Source organism: Vibrio sp. ZF57, assembly GCF_001691235.1.
Lineage (GTDB): Bacteria > Pseudomonadota > Gammaproteobacteria > Enterobacterales > Vibrionaceae > Vibrio > Vibrio crassostreae_C.
In genome coordinates, this window is the sequence record NZ_MAKD01000041.1 from 51,779 (window position 1) to 71,856 (window position 20,078).

Genomic DNA, 20,078 nt, shown 5'->3' on the forward strand with positions numbered 1-20,078 from the left:
AGAAGTAACCTTAAACCTTTAAATAAAAATACTCGAAGCTGGCTAGAAGGACGCTGCCAGCTTCTAATGTATAAGGCACTGATAGTCACCTAGTCAGCTAAAACCTTACGATAAAAATTAGCATCTTGATGTTCTCCTTTAAACACCGCGTAGCTCTCAACATACTCGACCAATTCAAAACCGGTATTGGATAAGATTTTGTTGGAACCGATATTGCCCACTAACGCATAGGCATCAACATATTTAAGGTTGGTCTGTTCCTCCAAATAGAGTAGAAACTGCTTTACTGCGTTAGACGCAATGCCTTTTGAAGCAAAGGAACGACCTACTCGATACCCTAGCTCTCCACTATGGGCGATCTGGTCGATATCGCGGATGTTGATTCTTCCACAGACAGTGCCATTGGCGTCTTTGATCAACATAGGAATCATCTCACCATTCTCGTATTCAGTTAGAAAGCTGGTGATTTGCTCGGTCACACCTGCATTTGAATAGAAGCTATCACCCCTAACTGGAATAAATTGCTCAAACCACTCTCGATTTTCGACCTCAAAATCCAAAAGCGCACTCGCGTCATTCGGTTGAAGTAAGTGTAAAAATACATCCATGACAAATACTCTAATGTTTCCCTAAAAAGCCGCACCTTATGATTCATGAACCACGGCTTATTAATACGGTTACGGTAAACCTCTCAATTTCTTGGCTGGGTTACCTGCGTAGATACCTTTTTCGGTGATGTCTTTCGTTACCACACTGCCCGCGCCGATTACTGCACCTTCGCAAATGCTGACAGACAGAACCGTAGCGTTAGAACCGATCGTGACGTTGTCAGCTATCAAGGTACGCCCCCAACTTTCAGGATTAGGATCTGGCTTGCCCTCTTTGAATAAGTCGTTGGCAAACATGACTCCGTGACCAACAAAGCAGTCACTTCCAATGGTCACATACTCACAGATAAAGGTGTGAGATTGAATCTTGCTTCTCGCACCTATCACGGTGTTCTTTTGAATCTCAACAAAGGGGCCAACGAACACATCATCTTTAAGCTCACAGCCATAAACGTTACTTGGCTCGATGATAGTGACATTCTCGCCACAGGTAATATCAGTAATCTGTGACTTTAATACTCTTGGACTTGCCATACTTCACTTCCTCTCGACATTAGCGTCACAATTCAACCTAAGAGATTGTGCCGTAAGCATTAAAGTGCAGCAAATAGATATGTTGAGAGTTGGCAATGGATCAGAAATTCTGCATAAATTAAAACAGTCCCACCAGCACAACTGACAACAGCACCCCACCGATAAAACTTGGGGCGTGGAATGGCTGAGCTTTAGATCTAACGTACTCTTTTTGAAGGTCTTCTTGGTAAGTTTTAACGGCGAGTTCTTTTACGTAGTTATTTTGCATAATAAGCTCCTTCTTAATCAGTAAGAGAAGCTTAAGACTTGAAGTTAGGTTGAGGTAAAGCAAAAAATCAGATTAATTGAACACTTTATTTTTGTTACTCGAGGATTACCCTGAACACATCGTTATTCACGCCGCCAACATCTACTAACTCTCCCGGTTTCATTAGAAGCGAGGTGTTAAGCTGTCGTGTTGAACGTGGCTCTTTTGTTTCTCGAATCACTAACATATCGACAAAATAGCCAGAGTCTTTCTTTGATATTGAGCCCGAAAACGTAACGCTTTCAACCCTATCGGCAAGGACTGAATTGAATGTTTTATCCTCTAAAACACCTGCGGCGATGGATGTATCACCATAAAATAGCGTGATGGTTGTTGGGTCGGGTACCAACTCTTGATTGGACGAACACCCTATTAGGGTAAGGCATAGCAGTAAAATGGCTCGAAATTGCATAAACTGGTTTTCTTTATTACGTTAAGCGTCCGTTTTTCATATTAAAACACTTCAACCTTATAAATACCATGTTTACGGGATAAGCTTAGGTGTGTCGCTTCGATGGACTTGAGTAATGAAGTGAACGGATCAGATCTCGGCCTGTTGAGTTTGCTCCCTATTTGGAAGCTAAACCGAGATCTGATCGATATTATCGAGAAGGGTTCAATTGATTTATGCAACAACGTCTTGTGGAGGTGTCCCTTCACAGTTAGAAACGACAGCATCAATTTGTACTAAAGCATTCATTGGGATTTCTGAAACCCCTACTACCGTTCTTGCAGGCAGCTCAGCATTAAAGAATGTGGTGTAGACTTCGTTTACCACATCAATATCTGAAATATCCTTAAGTTGAATATTAATTTTCACCGTATCGTCCATGCTATGGTCAACGCTTTCAATTATCGCCTTAATATTGTTTAAACATTGTTCCGCTTGTTCTTTTACCCCGCCAGCAACGATTTCATTTGTTTTCGGATCTAAAGGTAATTGGGCTGAAATATGATTGTAGTGAGAGAAAGCAACAGTATGCGAATAAGGCATGAATGGTGCAGAAACAGTATTATTGGTTTCAATAACCAGTAAGCGAGTGTCTTCTGGTAATTGCGGCGGTGTACCGTCGCCATGTGAAATGGATGTATCAATTTGAATTAAAGCACCCATTGGTAATTCAGCTGCGTTAACAACAGTACGAGCAGGAACGTAGCTTGGGAAGAATTTAGCACATACTTCATTTACCACTTCCGCATCTGCGATATTTTTTAGGTAGATAGTCGTTTTAACCACATCATTCATGACATGACCGATACTTTCTAGAATAGCTTTGATGTTTGATAGACATTGTGCTGTTTGCGCTTCGATACCACCATCAACCAACTCACCTGTGGCTACATCTATAGGCAACTGAGCTGAAAGATTGTTGTAGTGAGAAAAGGCAGCAGTCTGCGTGGACACAGTACTTTGAGGTGCATTATCCGTATTTCTTGATACCTTAATTAGAGCGCAAGGTGCTTGTGGTTTAGTGCCTTCACCGTTAGAAATGAGAGCATCCATTTGAACCAGCGCATCGCTGTTTGTCAGTGCAGCGACACCCACGACAGTGCGTGTTGGCAGACTGTTGTGGAAGAAGCTTTTGTAAACTTCATCAATAGCATCGATATCAGAAATATTCTTAACGAAAACATGAATCTTCACGACATCATCCATAACATGGTCGATGCTTTCAACAATCGCTTTAATATTATTCAAACATTGTGCTGCTTGATCTTTAATATCACCGATGACTATTTCACCCGTTTTAGGGTCAATCGGTAGTTGAGCAGAAAAGTTATTATAATGAGAAAAAGCGACCGTTTGTGTAGATACAGAATTAATTGGCGCGTTTTCAGTGTTTCTTGAAATTTTAATGATATCGCTACTCATCGGTATTATCCTTTAAATAAAATAGGTATACGTATTTATATTTAACAATCGTATTTGGAAGAATGATTAAAGTAGCGCCATGTTAAGTGAATTATTTTAGGGTAAACGTGATATCCATCAGACTCTCAGTTGACTATAAATCAGCAAGTTACAGAATAATTAGTCATCAAACGACTAATTATCCGTCGTACTAGGCTTTATCAACTGCTAAATTATCTTTAATTTTAAGTCTATTCAATAATCCTGAATACTCTCTCTGATAGTACGGTGAGTAATTCCAGAATTTTAGATAATATTTGATAGGTTGTTCACACTAAAACTTCGTTAATAGCTAAGTTAGTGAGTTTCTCCCCTATACCTGTGCATAAACTCTTAGGCTATTTAATTAATTATTTTCGAGAGCTTATTTTATATAAGTACGTTAATAATATATTCGAGAATCAAATACCTACAATCTGACAATGCCTATGATTAGATACATTTACTCATATAATTCAACAAATATGAGCAATCGTCACCATAGCTTTTGGCATTATAGCTCTCAACACATAGTTTCGTTGAAAGAAGAACTAAACCGCTCTTGGAGTAGTATTGAAGTGGCGCTTAAATTCGCGGCTAAATTGAGATGGGCTGGAGTAACCGACTCGACGTGCAGCATCACTAATACGAAGGCCTTCTAGTTGAATCAGCTCTTTCGCTTTATTAAGTCTAACCTTTTTCAAGTATTGAAGAGGTGATTCAAAGGTGACATTACGGAATGCATTGTGGAAGGCAGACACGCTCATGTTGGCTTCGTCAGCAAGCGATTGAACGGTGATGGTTTGGTCGTACTCTTCATGCACTTTAGACAGCGCTTTGGCAACACGTGCGTAATGGCCATCATGATGAGCTAAATCAAACAGCACACGCCCTTCTGAACCGGTTAATGCGCGGTAGACAATCTCCGTTACCATGGCATCGCCCAATATGTTGGCCTCAATGTCGCAATGCAGCGTTTTCACCAATCGGGTAAAGCTCTCTAGCATTTGCTCTTCCATTGGCGTCGATTCTAAGCCACTCGAGTTCTGTTTGTGCTTGTTGCAGTAGCTGTCTAAGAAGCCTTGATCTTCGAGCTTTTTGACTAAGCTATGCAAGCGTTGAGAATCAATGCTAATCGACAAGCCAAGCAATGGTTCACCATTAACAGGCAAGGCTTCGCACTCTAACGGCATTGGCACACCCACCACAAGATAATCACCTGCAGCGTAAGTAACGGGTCTGTCGCCAATGTAGATGTTCTTTTTGCCCTGCCCGAGCATGATAATACCCGACTGGTAAGTAAATGGCTGACGCTGATTCCCGCCACTGCTTCTATACAACCACACACCGCCAATTTCAGTTTCTCTGATCCCTTCGAGATCATCCCAACCTTTGTGTTCTACATAAGACTGTAATAACTGCGCGAGTGTTTTCATAAGTGGCGACTTTCCATTCCAAGTGCTAAGAGTAAGTAAGCTAAAGCAGAGGAAGAATATCAAGTTTGTAGAAATAGGCAATTTATTTGGAGGAACAGCTCTTCATTGACCTAGATTACTGTACTAATATGCAAATATAGAAATTGAGCAATAAACCAAAATAACAAATTTCGCTTTACACAAGGAATCTCTGATGCAATTTACTTACGTTAACCCTACTGTTATCCATTTCGGCCAAGGCCAAATCAACGCTATCAGCCAAGCGGTTGATACTTCGAAGAAAGTACTGGTCATCTATGGTGGCGGTTCAATCAAGAGCAACGGTGTTTACGACCAAGTTGTAGAATCTTTGAAAGATCACTCTTGGATCGAGTTCTCTGGCGTTGAAGCAAACCCTACCAAAGAGACGCTAGACAAAGCAGTCGCTCTTGTTAAAGAAGAAAACGTAGAATTCATTATCGCTGTTGGCGGTGGTTCAGTAATCGACGGCTCTAAGTACGTTGCTGCAGCGGCTAAATATGACGGCGACGGTTGGGACATCCTAACGGGCAAACACCAAGTAACTGAAGCGACGCCAATCGGTGCGGTACTGACACTTCCTGCGACAGGTTCTGAATCTAACATGGGTGCGGTAATCACGCGTAAAGCGACTCAAGAGAAGCTTGCTTTCCTTAACCCTGCAGTACAGCCTAAGTTTGCGGTTATGGACCCAGATGTAATGAAGTCTCTACCTGAGCGCCAATTGATCAACGGTTTAGTTGATGCGTGGGTACACGTGTGTGAGCAATACATCACGATGCCAACAGACGCGATGGTTCAAGACGGTTACGCGGAAACACTGCTTAAGAACCTACTTGTACTGGGTAAGCAATACGACGAGCGTGACAACGACGCATGGCGTGCAAACCTAATGTGGACAGCAAACCAAGCGCTTAACGGCCTAATTGGTACGGGTGTTCCTCAAGATTGGGCAACTCACATGATTGGCCACGAATTCACAGCACTATGGCACGTAGACCACGCACGTTCGCTTGCGATTGTTCAACCTTCACTACTTCGTAACCAAATCGAAGCAAAACGTGGCAAGCTTGAGCAAATGGGTCGTAACGTATTTGGCCTAGAAGCGGGTGCTGATTTAGCAGAACGCACAATCGCTGCAATCGAAGCGTTCTACCACAGCCTAGACGTAGCAACCATGTTTGACGGCTACGAAACAAACAAAGCAACGGCGATTGACAATGTTGTCGCTCAACTTGAATCACACGGCTACCTACAACTTGGTGAGAATCAAGCAATCACGCCAGAGAAAACACGTGAGATTCTAGAGTCTGCGATTCACTAAGAATCGGGAAAATAGAGAGAAAGTAAAGATAGTGGTCATACAACGATGAATTTTCACATCTGACTGAACCCATTACTTTTTTCTTTCGTACAACAGAAGCAGTGCTCATTTTGGGCGCTGCTTTTTAATTTGCCCTACAAGATGCTATTAAATTCTCATAAGTCCCTAATTTTATGTGCAATCATATTTCTATATTGTTAAGGTAAACCTGTCTCTTTACTAGGTATGAACAACGATTTGAACAATCTCAAGGAAATGGTTAAGTTTAAGTCACTTAACAAGTGGTATGGTGATTTTCATGCCCTAAAGGATATCGATTTAAATATTGAACAAGGAGAGATAGTGGTGATTTGCGGGCCGTCTGGTTCGGGTAAATCAACCTTGATCCGTTGTATCAATCAGCTAGAACCTTTCGAAAGTGGCGAACTTTCCGTGCTAGAAAAAGTACTCCCGGGTAAGTTCAACACACCGGGCCAAGTCGGAATGGTGTTTCAGCACTTTCATTTATTCCCCCATCTTACCGTGCTTGAGAACCTTACTCTTTCTCCAATTCGTACGCTTAAAAAAAGCAAACAAGAAGCCGAAAAGATAGCAATGCACTATCTCGAGCGTGTGCACATTGCAGAACAAGCCAACAAATACCCAGTGCAACTTTCTGGCGGCCAGCAACAACGTGTGGCTATCGCCCGTTCTCTGTGTATGAAGCCGGAATTACTCTTGTTCGATGAACCCACTTCAGCGCTTGATCCGGAGATGATCAACGAAGTACTCGATGTGATGGTTGAACTGGCGAGCGAAGGCATCACCATGGTGTGTGTCACCCACGAAATGGGCTTTGCAAAACAAGTGGCCGACCGCGTTATCTTCATGGATGAAGGACAAATTGTGGAATCGAATACCCCACAAGCGCTCTTTGAAAACCCTCAACATGAACGTACTCAAGCGTTCCTAAATCAGATCCTGACTTATTGATGTTGATTCGAATTATTAAACCAGCCCTTTCCGCTCTAATACAAATTGTTGTACTAGTGGCCGCTGTTGTCTGGATTCTCGATTCTGGCGCACAAACCATGGGATACAGCTGGCAATGGGAGCGCGTGCCGGACTATATTGCTTTCTATGAAGATGGCGAATGGTGGCCTGCAGAGTTAGTTGAAGGGCTACTGGTTACCATCAATATCTCTCTGATTTCTTTGGTCGCGACACTGATCATCGGCTTAACGACGGCGCTATTGAGAAACTCAAATTCTGTGGTTGGACGCACCTTGGCCACCAGCTATGTTGAGTTGATTCGTAACACGCCGTTATTAGTACAAATTTATTTGCTCTATTTTGTGTTTGGCCCCGTGTTAGGGCTGGATCGTTTTAGCACTGCCGTTTTGGCCTTGGCACTTTTCCAAGGTGCTTACACCGCCGAAATCTTCCGTGCTGGTTTAAATGGTATTGCGAGAGGACAATTTGAAGCAGCTCAATCTTTGGGTTTATCAAAGACCTATACTTACTGGGATGTGATTCTTCCTCAGGTGGTGCAACGCACCTTGCCACCTTTGACTAATGAAGTGATCTCTCTTATCAAAAACTCTTCGATTGTGAGTGTCATGGCTATCTTTGACCTAACAACCGAAGCCAGAAACATAGTTTCTGAAACCGCGATGCCATTCGAGATTTGGTTCTCTGTGGCGATCATTTATCTTGCTCTTACACTTTCACTTTCTGCCGTTGCTGCTTGGCTTGAGCATAAGCTCGGAGCTAACTGGCGAACACAATAAGGATTTATCAGCATGAAGCTATTTAAAACCGCGATTACAGCCCTACTTGCGCTTTCCGTAAGTTTGCCTGCACTTGCTTCTGAAACGCCTAACCTCGATAAAATCAACGAACGTGGCTCACTGCGCGTTGGTATGTCGACATTTGTTCCTTGGGCGATGCGTAACAAACAAGGCGATCTCGTTGGCTTTGAAATCGACGTGGCGAAACGCCTTGCCGAAGATTCTGGTTGGAAAGTCGAATTTGTACCTACGGCATGGGACGGTATTATCCCTTCTCTATTATCGAAGAAGTTTGATGTGATCATTGGCGGTATGTCTATCACTGAAGCTCGAGCTAAAAGCGTATTGTTCACTGAACCTTACTCGCACTCTGGCGTTCAACTGGCGGCTAATAAAGAGCTAGCGGAAGGTTTTACTCAGATCTCTGATTTTGACTCTCGCCGTATAAAAATTGCAGCACGTCGGGGAGCATTCACAGTTCAAGTCGCTCGTGAAACCTTCCCTAAAGCGAAAGTTCTACAGTTCGATGACGATGCTCAAGCATTCCAAGAAGTGTTGAACGGCAACGCACACGCGGTTATCGCGTCTAGCCCGAAACCAGAACACGAAACGATCAAAAACGCAGACACGCTATTTATTCCATTTGAAGAGCGTCTGTCAAAAGGTAACGAAGCATTTGCAGTTCGCCTAGGTGAAACTGACAAGGCAGAATTCTTCAACGAATGGATCAAAGCACGTACTGAAGACGGTTGGTTGAAAGAGCGTTACGAGTACTGGTTCTCTACTCTAGATTGGCAAGACCAGATTGCTCAAGGTCAGTAATCAGAACTTTTGCTAGTGAATCGAGGCAGTGCGTTGTCTGCACTGCCTTCTCATCGGCAACTTGATTCGCTTTATTGATGATCTAAAACTCAACAAAACAGCCTACTAATTATTATTGTTTAAACAGGAATGACGTGAGTAGTACTAGCGCATTGACAACACCTAAGCCCAACGTTCATATGAAGCCTTGGTATCAACGCCTTAACCTTTTGGATGGCGTGTTACTCGCTGTCATGTGTGTATTTGCAGGCTGGCTTTATTATCGCTCTGCTGTTGGTATTAACTACCAATGGCGCTGGGAAGATGCGTTTACCCTGATTTTTATTCCGCCTTCTCAAGGCAGTATTCCCTATTTTTTCCAAGGCTTGATCGCGACACTGCGCTTAAGTTTATGGAGTATGGTGTTAGCACTCTCTTTTGGCACATTGTTAGGTGTGGCAAGACACTCAAAGATCGCTTTCTTCAAAACACCGGCACTGATTTTCATTCAGTTGGTTCGTAATATTCCGCCGCTGGTGTTTGTCTTTATCTTTTACTTCTTTGTTTCTAACCAGCTGATCCCATTGCTTGGTTTAGAAAGCATTTTACGTGAACACAACGGCGAGATTAATGCTGTTCAAGATTTTCTGTTCGGCCCAGCTAACCTTTGGGAAAACTTGGCGTCTGGTGTTATCTGTATTGGTTTGCTCTCTTCGGCTTACATCGCAGAAGTGATTCGAGCTGGCTTAGAAAGTATTCCTAAAGGGCAATGGGAAGCGGCCGATTCACTCGGCTTATCGGCATTGTCTAAGTATCGATTTGTGGTTGGCCCGCAAGTATTAACGGCCATCACACCGCCATTGGCTGGCCAAGCAATCTCTTTGGTTAAAGACACGTCGATTGTGTCTCTGATTTCTATCCAAGAGATGACTTTCGTTGGTACTGAAATGGCAAACTCGTCAGGTTTGATCTTCGAGATCTGGCTGATTGTAGGCTTCGTATATTTTGCTTTATGCTTTGTGCTTTCGCGTCTGTTCAAAGTGATTGAGCAACGTTCTAGTGCTTACCTTAACCATCAGTAACGTCATTAATAAGAAGTACCGACTCGCCCAGCTATTCATCACCCTTACCCATTTCACCTGATTGATTTAAGTTATTGATCAGTCAGGATTTATTCCTTCATATTTCTTCTTAGAAACACAGCAAAATGCTCGGCTAATCACTATACTTAACGTATCGAACTACGTTGATTCATCTCAAGGACATCGCTCAACATGGACAATCATAAAGAAAGAGCTTTTTACGCCGTTGTCGGCGCATTAGTTGGAGACGCTGCTTCAATGGGGCTGCACTGGCTATATGACCAAGAGAGGATCTTACACGTAGCAGGTTTTGAGCCAGAATTTCGCTCACCGAATCAGTTCGATTATCAAGACAAGGGCTACTTTGCTCACCAAGGAAAAACCGCAGGTGAACAATCACAGTATGGTGCTCAGCTATTGGCGATGGTCGACAGTTTAGTCGACAACCAACAGTACGATGAAGCGAACTACATCAAGCACTTCCGATTCTGGTTTGATTTTGGTGGTAGTTGGCGAGGCTATATTGATAAAGCGACTCGTATGAGCTTGTTGAACATCCATCAATTAGAATTGGCAAATGCCCCGATTACTGCCTGTGGCGCGGATGATACACAGCTCCCCGCAGTCTCAAAGATCATTCCATTAGTGGCGTGTACTTACACCTCTCACACCTTACCTGCAATGGTAGAGAGTGCGGTACGAGTCACTAATAATAATGATAAAGCGGTAGAGTGGGCACAAGCCATCACCCTACTGATTCAAGCCGCGATACAAGGCAATTCACCATTACAATCAGTAGAGATGGTACGACAAACCTGCAGCAAGTTTATACACGATCAAATCGATGAAGCCCTCTCAGCGCCTGAGCTTTCAATAACAGATGCCGCGAAAAAGTTCGGGTTGCATTGCGAATTGAGTGCCGCGTTCCCGCTGCTGATTCGCATCATTGCTGGCGCTCAGAGCTTTAAACAAGGTATCCGCGACAACATTTTATGTGGGGGCGATAGCTGCGGGCGTGCGATCGTGATTGGCGCGGTATTAGCGGCTTGCTTCTATGAAGAAGCCGGAGCGATTCCAACAGAATGGTTAAACCAAGTCGAACTCAATGGCGGCGTGCTGTCTTTACCTATTGAGTGATTTCCACAATAACGAACTAGAGTCTGACATAAGACAAGTAAACTTCTAGGTCGAAGACTGTCATTCCTTTAAGGTTGGAACACACTGCGATAACTCATTTTTCAGCCAAACCACAAACGGGCTTTCTGGCTCATCGCGCTTGTTATCTTGTGTGAGCAATATGTACTGATGACCGGAAGGCACAAAGCCGAACGGTGCGATTAAGTTGCCTCTATTCAAATCATCAACCACCAATGGATAAGAACCAAGAGCCGCTCCTAGCCCATCAACAGCCGCTTGAAAGCAGAAATAGAAGTGTGCAAAGGTCTGGTTTGATATAGTTTGTAACACCAATCGGCGATCAAATTCACTATCTTTGGTGATGGATGCCCAGTGGCTCCAAGCGTTTGGTCGCGTGCTGCTGTGCAGTAATTTTACATCGGCTAGCTTGTCTTTGACCTGTTGCCAGTAATCAGGCGAGAACACAGGGCCAACCCACTCTTCAACTAACGGTATCTGTTTGTAATGCTCGGTTACGTTGAAGTCGTCTCGGCGAATGGCCATATCTAATCCAGTTGCGCCTAATGTCACAGGCCCACCTGCGGTAGACAATCGAACATCAATTCCGGATTCGTTATAGAAATCACCGAGTCGAGGCATTAACCAGCGCATGGTCAATGTGGGTTCGCATGAAACCTCCAACGCTTGATGATTCAGCTGATTAAGCTTATGGACTCCAGTTTCCAAGGCTTGGAACGCTTGCTCTGTGTAACCTTTGAGTAATTCCCCCTCTTTGGTGAGACACACATTCCTGCCCTGTTTATAGAACAAGGCGTGAGATAAGTGATTTTCCAATACCTTGATCTGCTTACTCACTGCGCCATGTGTGATATTGAGTTTATCCGCCGCATCACTGTAACTGCTCGAATGCGCTGCTACGTGGAAAATATGAAATGCTTTCAAATGTCTCATGTGTGATTTTTTCTCACAGACAGATGGAATTCATTTCGATTATACGCAGCAATAAAAAACCATACAATGCTCGCTCATCAAATATAAAGAGTTGGAGTCATTATGGAGTGGTTAAGCCTAGCAGTATTGGGACTATTGATTGTTATCAGCCCAGGCGCTGATTTCGTTTTAGTTTTGAAAAACAGTGTCAATCAAGGAAGACAAGCAGGGATTTGGACTGCAATCGGTGTGAGTTTAGCGATTTGTGTTCACATCAGTTATTCAATGCTTGGGATCAGTTACTTAATCTCACAGAATGAGCAGCTGTTTGACATGATTAGATACGCAGGTGCAACCTACCTTATTTATCTAGGGCTAAAAGGTATCCTGAGCGCAAACAACAAACTTGCACCGATGGAAGATACGAAGCAAAGCACCAGTGTTTGGCGCTATTTAGCCCAGGGCTTTTTGTGTAACGTGCTCAACCCAAAAACCATGTTGTTCTTCTTGAGCATCTTCACTCAAGTCATCTCACCTGATGCAGAGAACCAGCATGTCGCACTCGGCTATGGACTTTATATGATTTTTCTTCACGGATTATGGTTTGGAGTTGTCGCCATGCTTTTCACTTCGAAGACGTTACAAAAGCACTTATTGAGAGCCAAGAAAAGACTCAATCAAGCGTGTGGGGTTGGCTTAGTGACGTTCGGAGCACTGTTGGCGATTAAATCGTAAACAAGCGAGTCAGAAATAGAAAGCGATTCAAACGACTGAATCGCATCTAACTGGGTCTTGGTAAAACTCTAAACAAGATTTATCGGTCTAATATCGGCACTATCAGGGAAGATAGCGTTGAGTTGTTTCACTTCTATCGATAAATGTCGGTTGAGCACACCCTTGATAACCGAACGCATATCAATCGTTGGATTAAGATCTCGGCCTTCATATAGTTGGCTTTGGCTCAAGCCCGGCCAATTGGCAATAACCTTACCACCCGCTCCTTTCAACGATGGCATCGTGCCACCTGCAACAAACATGACGTTGCCGGTGCCATGGTCGGTTCCTTTAGTGCCATTTTCTTTTGCTGTTCGACCAAATTCACTGGCTGCAATGATCACTGTCTTCTGCCAACGATCACCAAGTGAAGCCTTGAGAGCCGCTAACCCAACATCCAAAGTTTTAAGCTGATTACTCAACCGTCCATTTACGTTACCTTGATTGGCGTGAGTGTCCCACCCACCGAGTTCTAACGCTGCGATGTTTGGTCCGTTATCAGCCGACAATATGTCGCCTGTTTTACCCATCAATGATTTAAACTGTTTGCCGACACCTTGGTCGCCTACCAGTTGATCTATCTTCATGACACTTTCAAAGTTTGAAGACAGCATTTGGTCACTTTGAAACAACTCTTCCAGCAGTTCCGTTTGTTTATCACGTGTTTTTAAGCGGTTTGGGTACCAACTTGCCACGGTCGATTCGCCCTGCATGATAAGTGGTAAGCCCGAATCAATCGCTATTCCATCGTATTTTTCTGAGCTCAACGTGAGTAAACGGTTAATCCACCCTACGGTGTTAAACGGGTCGGAAGTGCCATTCTCTAATATTTTCTGTCCATCAAAATGTGAGCGCTCGCGATAAGCGGTTGAACAAGCGTGTACAAAGCTGAGTTCGTTACTTTTATACCATTGATGGCACTGCTTTAGAGACGGATGGAGCCCAAAGAAATCATCCAACTTCAGTAGCTGTTCTGGTTTCAATCCGATGTTGGGTCTCAAATTAGAGTAATCCGGATCGGTATGCGGCACTACAACATTTAAACCATCCATCGCGCCACGCAGTGATACCCAAATGAAGATATTGTCTGAAGCTGTTTTTGCAAAGCTTGGAAATGGCAGTATCGCACTGACGCCAACAGCCGCTGCAATGCCCATGAACTGACGGCGGTTAATACTATGTGGTGCTTTATTCTGAGAACAATCTGGCTTTTTCATACCCACTCCTAACGATATTGAAACTGCGGACTTAGCCACAACAGGGAAAGTTGCATTGCAGCGCTGTCGGCTTTGTTCAATACAATTTGGGTGTGTTCATCAATAGCATCGCCATATAAACCCGCGATCACTTTATCCACTACCGCTTTCGGCTTAACTCCTGACGCTTTAGCCGATTTTATTGCAACAGACGCAAGCCTATTCGCAACTTGCATACGTTGAGTCAACGCCGAAGGGCTATTGTAGTCTCTGTCTTGATCCGACCAGCCTGCAGGTGAACCCGGTTTAAAAGGAGGCTGCCCTAAATTGTTGAGTGCATTGAATGCCTGTTTCTCGTTTAAAGAAATATCGGCACTACGAAGAACGGCAAACAGCCACTCCTTCGGCGGTCTAAAACGATTAGGGTTAGGTTTACTCGCCTCAGCGCTGTTCAATAACAAGCGATAGATAGGCAGTAAATCTCCCTCGCCTTTCAGATATTCAGCAACCATTTGCTCTGAGAGTTCTTTAGATATGTCGCCAATGAAATGCTGGCAAAGCTTATCAACCAAGTGCGCAGCAGTGTCTTTGTGGGTCGCTAAGGTTTTTAAACACGACTCTCCTTGCGAGACCCCGGATTGAGAATAGGACTTTCCAAGCAGTGTGATACTTCCTGGCTCATGCAGATTATTAGCGAATCGAAAACCAGCATCAGGAGATTTGAATTTAATGCCCCAGCCTGAAATGCCTTTTGCTAAAGCAATAACATCTTGCTGAGTATAAGAACCGTCAACGCCAAGAGTGTGGAGTTCTAAGATCTCACGAGCGAGGTTCTCATTGAGCCCCTTATTACGGCGCTTTCCGACTTTTGAATTGGGACCAATCGAGAGTTGATTATCGAGATACAGAAGCATCGCAGGATGTTTAGAAGAAGCCATCAGCATCTCGCCAAAGTTACCATTCCAATGCTGGCGAACCACATCGTTTTCAATGCTGGCGGCCAAGGGCATCAGTTTTCGATTATCGACCGAGATGGCGAAGTGATTGCTCCAAAACTGAATGATGCGCTCTTGAAAACCATAAGGAGTTTCAACACTTTGTAGGTGGCGAGCTTGAGCTTGTTGTCGATACTGCGTTCGAAGAAAAGACTGCGCTTCTTTCTTCGTGGCTTGCATCTGTTGTTCGTCACCCTTGGCCTTCATTCGTTGTACACGATTCTCTCCTACTTTAATCAGAGTAGATTCAGTACTCGGTAAGTCTTGTATAGCTTGGTGAACGAATGGCTTTTTATCCAACTGTTCTACAGGAGAATAATAGGTTGTTTGACCTAGTTTTGGCCCAAAGCCAAACCTTTGTTCACCCACGATTTTTGAAGTCGGGTAATAATTCATTGCACACTCCCTTACGCTCGATCTTTTCTAAGTGTAATCGCTTAGTCATCAAGCATAGGGAGCTTTACAAGGTTTTACGTTAGATAAGTGTCAGGTGCCTATCAAGTTACCGACACGGTGTGATCATTTTGAATGAGTGTCTATTTACGCCACATATAGACAAACTGATCGTTTTGCGAGGTGATTTCGAAGCCAAACCTTAAATACAACTCCCCAACTCGATTACCTTGCAGGTAACAAAGTTCGACGGGTTTATTGAGGCTGTCAGCCTTAGTTAAGCAATCTTTCAATACTTGGCTGCCAATGCCCTTTCCATGATACTCAAGTAGTAAGAAGAATCGGCAAAAATAGAAGTGCTCGCCTTTGTCTTGCAACAACACACTACCAATCGTTTTACCTTGATATTCAATGATTTCAGGGCGTTCTTCTGCCCACTCTTCGGCGTGTATATCTCGTTGAATTTGTTCATCCCAGCCAAATACGGCCTTGATTGGTTCAAACTCAGCGGCCTTCTTAAGCTCGAACAGAAATTCATAATCTGATGACTGAGCAGGTCTTGTTGAATACTTCAAAATACCTCCAACAATAATTGGCTATGGCTTCATTTTCGTTTAAACCGGGACATAGTAACCCCGATCAAACCAAAAGATGCCACGCTTAAATGTTCATTTTGGTTCTAGTTGGTAACGTAAGACTTCGTGTTTATCTTGCTCTGAATAAAAGGTATTCAGGAATTGTCCACCGCACTTCTCTATCACCTTTTGCGAAGCAATATTGCCCCTCTCACACGTAATAATAGCGCTTTCGGTCAATACGTGTCGTTGAACCCAAGACAACATATGACTTGCGATACCCCGCCCTCTGGCTTGTGGCAGCGTCTCATATCCGATATGTCCAATAACATCGTGAATGTGCGGACTGGTACCATGACGAACTCTTATGACACCAAGGATTTGACCAGAGTCGATACAAAAATACGTAGAAGCAGGCGTCCACCCTTCTGGCAAACCCTCGCCTTTTGAATAAGCAATTCGTCTTTCTAAATAGGCATCACTGCCATCGGAAATCCCCGTGTAAATATCTACCCCATCCTCAGCGCAAGCGTTCACATAGTAATGAAAGGCCGTTGAATGTGAAAGAGCAGCTTTAACCATGTCCATATGATGTTGATTCTCCAACGGCTTCTACGCTATTTAGTTCAGGAGCGACTCGCAATTTTGACCTATTATCGACTACTGCTTCTTAACGTACTTCGCCGTAACCAGCATTTCACCGCCACCATCCAGCTTGCAATCTAGTTGGTGATCTTTGCCTTCATTGATGCGTCGAATCACAGCTTTAGTACCAATTTTCAATACGCTAGAACTGCCTTTAATTTTTAGATCTTTAATGAAGGTAACTTTATCGCCACTTTCCAATACAACGCCATTCACGTCCTTAACACGCGCGGCTTCTCTTTCTAAACGCTCTTCTTCTGGGTTCCATTCGTAGGCGCACTCAGGGCAGATTAGGTTGTTTTGGTCTGGGTAAACATATTCAGATTGGCATTGCGGGCAAGGAGGTAGAGACATACGTTAATACTTAATTTAAATAGAATTTGTTCCATTTTAATGGCTCTTGTCAGGCTTAGCGAGCATAAATCTAACAAGTTTTACGGAGAGCTAATTGTCTTCAAAAAAGAGCAGCACCTAAAACGAACAAACACAGCCGCTAAGCTGTGTTTGTTTAAAGGTTTGAAAAGCGGAACGGCTTAACGTTCGACTTTTGGTGAGTAAATCGAGTAAGCGGTAATTTGCCCTGCCACGATTGCCGAGAACATGAATAACGCCGATAAACCAATACTCGGGATAGGCAAAATCGATTGTTCAAACACCGACTGGCTGGCACTCACTAATACTCGGCTACCCGGAACCAAGATGATGATCCCTTGCACGATATAAATAGAACCCGTGAGCTCCATCTTCTTGGCAATCCAAGTTCCGTACAAAGTAATAAGAACCGTCGTCACCCAAGTGCCGACAACCCAACCACTATCAAAACCTAGATAGAATGGGCCCCACATACCGAGAACGGCAACTGGCAAACCAAGTAAGATGTCTTTAGGGCGAGCATTGAACATCACACCGATAGACACAGAGATCAGCACCAAGCCAGATATGTGCATCCACATCGGTACCGCGTTGGTATAGTCGATGGAGACCGCTTGTCCCCATATCGCTTCACCGATGTTGAGCCCCATGATAATCCCGACAAACAGCTTAATCAGGGTTAAGGCGCTCTGCCCTAGCAAGCTGGTACCAGAAACCAAGTCATTAAACGCCAAACATTCTAATGCGTTAGCTATGGATAACCCGGGGACAAACAAGACAATCGAGGCGATACACAACGCCCACACCGGAATCGGCAACCCTGTGCTCGCCAGAAACGCCACGAAGATACCGGTTAGCAGTGCCGAGATGAACTCAACCGCGATAGCACGACGTGAATGAAGAACTTGCTGACATACCCACACCATCAAACCCAATAACGCAGAAAAGCCCACCGCTTCCAACGTACTGCCCACCAGCATCAAATAAGCAGGCGGAATACCCATATTGGCAAGTGCAGTCACAAATTTTGAGTAACCGACAGGTTCTGGTACAGGCTCACTGCTTGGCTGGTTAATACGAATGATCGTATTGGCCAACAAACTCAGGTTAATTGACGCAGGCTTTAGACGCTTAAGAATAACGGCGTTGTTATCGTCTGGAAATTGATAGTTAATCGCAGTTGGCGTTGCTTGGATCATCACATCCACACCATGCTTTTTTGCATAGAATTGAGTGTATTTCTCTAGCTTGTAAGGAGCACAGCCACTGCGGTGAAGAGTGTCACCAATTTCAACAATTTTGTTAATTCGGAACTGAGAAGGCATGGGAATTTTAGGGGAGACAAAATGTGCGGCAAATGTACCAAACGATAGACGGAATGACGAGACTTTTGCGTGAATTATCAACTGAACTCGTTACTTTTTTCTGCAAAGGCTTATAAGTGTCTATAACTCTACTCATTTGGGATTAGTTTACTGAATGTTTTGACAGGCTGATAAGTTAAATTTATGCATTCAGATTGTTATTATCGGATGCTAAAACACGAATAAAAATCAGTTTATGTTAACACTCCAAATTCCTTAATTTTCAGGAGATTTATGACAACCAAGCACCACTGAAACAGGTTTATAAATTAAGGCGGATTTATCGCAAAAAGCAACATGACATTTACTATTATTTCTCGCCCTCCTTTTTTAGAGATTTTAGTCACATTTTATTCACTCTGAAAACGCCGAACATGATGGAAAAACTAGCGGAGTGGTGGTTATGCGAGCACTTAGAATAAAAATGAAAGAAAAAGGTTTCGTTTTCAGTTAGATGTGGCATTATCAAACTCGTTAAGACGATGTGCGTGCATCGTATAATGGCTATTACCTCAGCCTTCCAAGCTGATGATGCGGGTTCGATTCCCGCTGCACGCTCCAGTCTTCTTGATACCTCAGTCTTACTCTTAAGACAGTGTGCGTGCATCGTATAATGGCTATTACCTCAGCCTTCCAAGCTGATGATGCGGGTTCGATTCCCGCTGCACGCTCCAACTTATCCTTACGCTCCATGACGTGCTTTCTTTCAGCGACACGCTATTCAAAAACTTTCTCCGTTAGTTAAATCCATAGTCATTAAATCTATACTGATTAAACTTATTTTGTTTAAGCTTAGATTGACCAACCAAAGCTATTAACTCCTTAATTCGCTTCGTATTTCTGACACCTATCCAAATCACACATTGCAGTTCAGCTTTTAATGATTTTCAAAATTGTTCCAATTTAATAATCTTGGTCAATATCTGCAAAAATCATTGTGTTAATGTGCGCGCATTAGCAACAACCCATAAATAATAAAAAATGTTTAAAAGCAATGAGTTAACAATTAGCATCGAAGCAATTAATGTCGCGCTAGCAAAAGTTGAAAATGCCAATAAAATTCAGCTAGATACATTGAAAGGTTATGTGAACAGCGAGCCTGAACAGGCTGTACTGGCTTTTCGATCGCTGAATGAAGCAGAGTCAATCGATGACAAGTTTAAAAAGATCATGGCAGAGCTACCGCATCTGAGCGGCGAAGCACACCATCTGCTTGAAACTTCTATCTTGCTACAGTGACTATAAATAAAGATAAGCCTCAGCGAATCCCTCACAGCAAAGCGCTTTAAGGTATAAGTTAAGACTTATCTTTAATTTTCTAGCCCTCATTGAATTTCTAATTCAACAAAGCGCTATTGATTAACGTCTAAAGCGTTAACGACTTCACCATACCCGCTTCAGCGTGACCAGGGATATTGCACGCTAACTCTACGTTATTATCACCATGGAAATGCCACAGCAATTGCTTCGCTTTACCCGGCTTAACTGTAACTGTGCTACCCGAGTCATGGGCGTGATTACCCGTGTTTTTCATCATTTCACGGTGCTCTAGCTGCTCTGAAGCAGAACCAATCGAGAATTCGTGATCAATCTTGCCCGTATTCATCACAACAAACTGCACCACGTCGTTTGGCTCAATATCAACCTTGTTCTTAAATGTGATTTTCATATCGTCACTTAACAGAACATGAACCACTTTATCCGGCTTTGCGCCTGTCGCAGGCATACCCACTTCAGACATGCCTTCCATATTCATCATCGAATGGTCCATCTTTCCATCCTTCATCATGCTGTGATCCATTTTTGAATGATCCAACTCTCCATTTTTCATCATTGAGTGATCCATTTCAGCAAAAGCCGTTGCAGTGGTCAGTGTTAGAGCGATAGCAATTAGTGTCTTTTTCATGGTCGTTCCTTAGATTAATTC

The 20,078-nt window shown here is 43.5% G+C and carries 22 protein-coding genes and 2 tRNA genes; 10 read left to right on the top strand and 14 right to left on the bottom strand.

Annotated features, from left to right (window positions below; all coding sequences use genetic code 11):
- Positions 1–89 precede the first annotated feature (89 nt).
- From A6D97_RS04800 to A6D97_RS04820, 6 genes are all read right to left on the bottom strand, one after another.
- Positions 90–608 carry a GNAT family N-acetyltransferase gene (locus A6D97_RS04800; protein WP_017062656.1) on the bottom strand — a complete coding sequence of 173 codons (519 nt, stop codon included), beginning with the start codon at positions 606–608 and terminating at the stop codon, positions 90–92.
- A gap of 69 nt (positions 609–677) precedes the next feature.
- Positions 678–1,142 (bottom strand): acyltransferase, encoded by a 465-nt coding sequence (locus A6D97_RS04805; RefSeq protein WP_017062657.1) that lies wholly within the window; start codon positions 1,140–1,142, stop codon positions 678–680.
- Between the two features lie 118 nt (positions 1,143–1,260).
- A complete protein-coding gene (locus A6D97_RS21965; protein WP_017062658.1) occupies positions 1,261–1,410 on the bottom strand; it encodes a hypothetical protein in 150 nt (49 codons plus the stop codon).
- 94 nt (positions 1,411–1,504) lie between these two features.
- Positions 1,505–1,861: a hypothetical protein gene (locus A6D97_RS04810; RefSeq protein ID WP_017062659.1), complete on the bottom strand. Its 357-nt coding sequence runs from the start codon at positions 1,859–1,861 to the stop codon at positions 1,505–1,507.
- A 213-nt stretch (positions 1,862–2,074) separates the two neighbouring features.
- A complete protein-coding gene (locus A6D97_RS04815) occupies positions 2,075–3,322 on the bottom strand; it encodes a RidA family protein (RefSeq protein WP_065583922.1) in 1,248 nt (415 codons plus the stop codon).
- Positions 3,323–3,891: 569 nt separating this feature from the next.
- Positions 3,892–4,776 carry an AraC family transcriptional regulator gene (locus tag A6D97_RS04820; RefSeq protein ID WP_065583923.1) on the bottom strand — a complete coding sequence of 295 codons (885 nt, stop codon included), beginning with the start codon at positions 4,774–4,776 and terminating at the stop codon, positions 3,892–3,894.
- A 193-nt stretch (positions 4,777–4,969) separates the two neighbouring features.
- Here A6D97_RS04820 and A6D97_RS04825 point away from each other — a divergent pair, with 193 nt between their 5' ends.
- From A6D97_RS04825 to A6D97_RS04850, 6 genes are all read left to right on the top strand, one after another.
- Positions 4,970–6,118, top strand: a complete 1,149-nt coding sequence (locus tag A6D97_RS04825) for an iron-containing alcohol dehydrogenase (protein ID WP_048615371.1) — start codon at positions 4,970–4,972, stop codon at positions 6,116–6,118.
- A gap of 225 nt (positions 6,119–6,343) precedes the next feature.
- The gene (locus A6D97_RS04830; protein ID WP_065583924.1) at positions 6,344–7,090 is read left to right on the top strand and encodes an amino acid ABC transporter ATP-binding protein; all 747 of its coding nucleotides are present in this window, start codon (positions 6,344–6,346) and stop codon (positions 7,088–7,090) included.
- The gene (locus A6D97_RS04835; protein WP_017062664.1) at positions 7,090–7,887 is read left to right on the top strand and encodes an amino acid ABC transporter permease; all 798 of its coding nucleotides are present in this window, start codon (positions 7,090–7,092) and stop codon (positions 7,885–7,887) included. The genes A6D97_RS04830 and A6D97_RS04835 overlap by 1 nt, the downstream gene beginning before the upstream one ends.
- Positions 7,888–7,899: 12 nt before the next feature.
- The gene (locus A6D97_RS04840; RefSeq protein WP_065583925.1) at positions 7,900–8,709 is read left to right on the top strand and encodes a transporter substrate-binding domain-containing protein; all 810 of its coding nucleotides are present in this window, start codon (positions 7,900–7,902) and stop codon (positions 8,707–8,709) included.
- Positions 8,710–8,843: 134 nt separating this feature from the next.
- A complete protein-coding gene (locus A6D97_RS04845) occupies positions 8,844–9,770 on the top strand; it encodes an amino acid ABC transporter permease (protein ID WP_065583926.1) in 927 nt (308 codons plus the stop codon).
- A gap of 192 nt (positions 9,771–9,962) precedes the next feature.
- The gene (locus tag A6D97_RS04850) at positions 9,963–10,907 is read left to right on the top strand and encodes an ADP-ribosylglycohydrolase family protein (RefSeq protein WP_065583927.1); all 945 of its coding nucleotides are present in this window, start codon (positions 9,963–9,965) and stop codon (positions 10,905–10,907) included.
- Between the two features lie 60 nt (positions 10,908–10,967).
- On the opposite strand, the gene A6D97_RS04855 is transcribed toward A6D97_RS04850, so the two are convergent.
- Positions 10,968–11,858, bottom strand: coding sequence for a LysR family transcriptional regulator (locus A6D97_RS04855; RefSeq protein WP_065583928.1), 891 nt, complete (start codon positions 11,856–11,858; stop codon positions 10,968–10,970).
- Positions 11,859–11,960: 102 nt separating this feature from the next.
- On the opposite strand from A6D97_RS04855, the gene A6D97_RS04860 reads away from it, so the two are divergent.
- The gene (locus A6D97_RS04860) at positions 11,961–12,572 is read left to right on the top strand and encodes a LysE family translocator (RefSeq protein WP_065583929.1); all 612 of its coding nucleotides are present in this window, start codon (positions 11,961–11,963) and stop codon (positions 12,570–12,572) included.
- A gap of 68 nt (positions 12,573–12,640) precedes the next feature.
- On the opposite strand, the gene A6D97_RS04865 is transcribed toward A6D97_RS04860, so the two are convergent.
- The 6 genes from A6D97_RS04865 to A6D97_RS04890 all read right to left on the bottom strand — a co-directional run bounded on the left by A6D97_RS04865 (position 12,641) and on the right by A6D97_RS04890 (position 18,112).
- On the bottom strand, positions 12,641–13,828 hold the full coding sequence (locus A6D97_RS04865) for a DUF1501 domain-containing protein (RefSeq protein ID WP_065583930.1): 1,188 nt from the start codon (positions 13,826–13,828) through the stop codon (positions 12,641–12,643).
- 8 nt (positions 13,829–13,836) lie between these two features.
- Positions 13,837–15,198, bottom strand: a complete 1,362-nt coding sequence (locus A6D97_RS04870) for a DUF1800 domain-containing protein (RefSeq protein WP_065583931.1) — start codon at positions 15,196–15,198, stop codon at positions 13,837–13,839.
- A 140-nt stretch (positions 15,199–15,338) separates the two neighbouring features.
- Positions 15,339–15,770, bottom strand: a complete 432-nt coding sequence (locus A6D97_RS04875; protein WP_065583932.1) for a GNAT family N-acetyltransferase — start codon at positions 15,768–15,770, stop codon at positions 15,339–15,341.
- A 93-nt stretch (positions 15,771–15,863) separates the two neighbouring features.
- Positions 15,864–16,358: a GNAT family N-acetyltransferase gene (locus A6D97_RS04880; RefSeq protein WP_017069746.1), complete on the bottom strand. Its 495-nt coding sequence runs from the start codon at positions 16,356–16,358 to the stop codon at positions 15,864–15,866.
- Positions 16,359–16,430: 72 nt separating this feature from the next.
- Positions 16,431–16,769, bottom strand: a complete 339-nt coding sequence (locus tag A6D97_RS04885) for a zinc ribbon domain-containing protein YjdM (protein ID WP_004731484.1) — start codon at positions 16,767–16,769, stop codon at positions 16,431–16,433.
- 179 nt (positions 16,770–16,948) lie between these two features.
- The gene (locus A6D97_RS04890) at positions 16,949–18,112 is read right to left on the bottom strand and encodes a threonine/serine exporter family protein (protein WP_004731486.1); all 1,164 of its coding nucleotides are present in this window, start codon (positions 18,110–18,112) and stop codon (positions 16,949–16,951) included.
- 525 nt (positions 18,113–18,637) lie between these two features.
- On the opposite strand from A6D97_RS04890, the gene A6D97_RS04895 reads away from it, so the two are divergent.
- The 3 genes from A6D97_RS04895 (at position 18,638) to A6D97_RS04905 (ending at position 19,390) form a co-directional block, all read left to right on the top strand.
- Positions 18,638–18,712 (top strand) — tRNA-Gly (locus tag A6D97_RS04895).
- 38 nt (positions 18,713–18,750) lie between these two features.
- A tRNA-Gly gene (locus A6D97_RS04900) sits at positions 18,751–18,825 on the top strand.
- Positions 18,826–19,132: 307 nt separating this feature from the next.
- Positions 19,133–19,390, top strand: coding sequence for a hypothetical protein (locus A6D97_RS04905; RefSeq protein ID WP_065583933.1), 258 nt, complete (start codon positions 19,133–19,135; stop codon positions 19,388–19,390).
- A 127-nt stretch (positions 19,391–19,517) separates the two neighbouring features.
- Here A6D97_RS04905 and A6D97_RS04910 read toward each other — a convergent pair whose 3' ends face one another.
- The gene (locus A6D97_RS04910) at positions 19,518–20,057 is read right to left on the bottom strand and encodes a cupredoxin family protein (RefSeq protein WP_065583934.1); all 540 of its coding nucleotides are present in this window, start codon (positions 20,055–20,057) and stop codon (positions 19,518–19,520) included.
- Positions 20,058–20,078: the final 21 nt, after the last annotated feature.

Bases quoted from the DNA above. Each gene is read 5' to 3' on its own strand.
- A6D97_RS04855 (WP_065583928.1), bottom strand. From the start codon at position 11,858: ATGAGACATTTGAAAGCATTTCATATTTTCCACGTAGCAGCGCATTCG.
- A6D97_RS04870 (WP_065583931.1), bottom strand. From the start codon at position 15,198: ATGAATTATTACCCGACTTCAAAAATCGTGGGTGAACAAAGGTTTGGC.
- A6D97_RS04880 (WP_017069746.1), bottom strand. From the start codon at position 16,358: ATGGACATGGTTAAAGCTGCTCTTTCACATTCAACGGCCTTTCATTAC.
- A6D97_RS04885 (WP_004731484.1), bottom strand. From the start codon at position 16,769: ATGTCTCTACCTCCTTGCCCGCAATGCCAATCTGAATATGTTTACCCA.
- A6D97_RS04835 (WP_017062664.1), top strand. From the start codon at position 7,090: ATGTTGATTCGAATTATTAAACCAGCCCTTTCCGCTCTAATACAAATT.
- A6D97_RS04840 (WP_065583925.1), top strand. From the start codon at position 7,900: ATGAAGCTATTTAAAACCGCGATTACAGCCCTACTTGCGCTTTCCGTA.
- A6D97_RS04905 (WP_065583933.1), top strand. From the start codon at position 19,133: ATGTTTAAAAGCAATGAGTTAACAATTAGCATCGAAGCAATTAATGTC.
- A6D97_RS04825 (WP_048615371.1), top strand. From the start codon at position 4,970: ATGCAATTTACTTACGTTAACCCTACTGTTATCCATTTCGGCCAAGGC.
- A6D97_RS04830 (WP_065583924.1), top strand. From the start codon at position 6,344: ATGAACAACGATTTGAACAATCTCAAGGAAATGGTTAAGTTTAAGTCA.
- A6D97_RS04815 (WP_065583922.1), bottom strand. From the start codon at position 3,322: ATGAGTAGCGATATCATTAAAATTTCAAGAAACACTGAAAACGCGCCA.
- A6D97_RS04890 (WP_004731486.1), bottom strand. From the start codon at position 18,112: ATGCCTTCTCAGTTCCGAATTAACAAAATTGTTGAAATTGGTGACACT.
- A6D97_RS04810 (WP_017062659.1), bottom strand. From the start codon at position 1,861: ATGCAATTTCGAGCCATTTTACTGCTATGCCTTACCCTAATAGGGTGT.
- A6D97_RS04805 (WP_017062657.1), bottom strand. From the start codon at position 1,142: ATGGCAAGTCCAAGAGTATTAAAGTCACAGATTACTGATATTACCTGT.
- A6D97_RS04865 (WP_065583930.1), bottom strand. From the start codon at position 13,828: ATGAAAAAGCCAGATTGTTCTCAGAATAAAGCACCACATAGTATTAAC.
- A6D97_RS04850 (WP_065583927.1), top strand. From the start codon at position 9,963: ATGGACAATCATAAAGAAAGAGCTTTTTACGCCGTTGTCGGCGCATTA.
- A6D97_RS04910 (WP_065583934.1), bottom strand. From the start codon at position 20,057: ATGAAAAAGACACTAATTGCTATCGCTCTAACACTGACCACTGCAACG.
- A6D97_RS04820 (WP_065583923.1), bottom strand. From the start codon at position 4,776: ATGAAAACACTCGCGCAGTTATTACAGTCTTATGTAGAACACAAAGGT.
- A6D97_RS04860 (WP_065583929.1), top strand. From the start codon at position 11,961: ATGGAGTGGTTAAGCCTAGCAGTATTGGGACTATTGATTGTTATCAGC.
- A6D97_RS21965 (WP_017062658.1), bottom strand. From the start codon at position 1,410: ATGCAAAATAACTACGTAAAAGAACTCGCCGTTAAAACTTACCAAGAA.
- A6D97_RS04800 (WP_017062656.1), bottom strand. From the start codon at position 608: ATGGATGTATTTTTACACTTACTTCAACCGAATGACGCGAGTGCGCTT.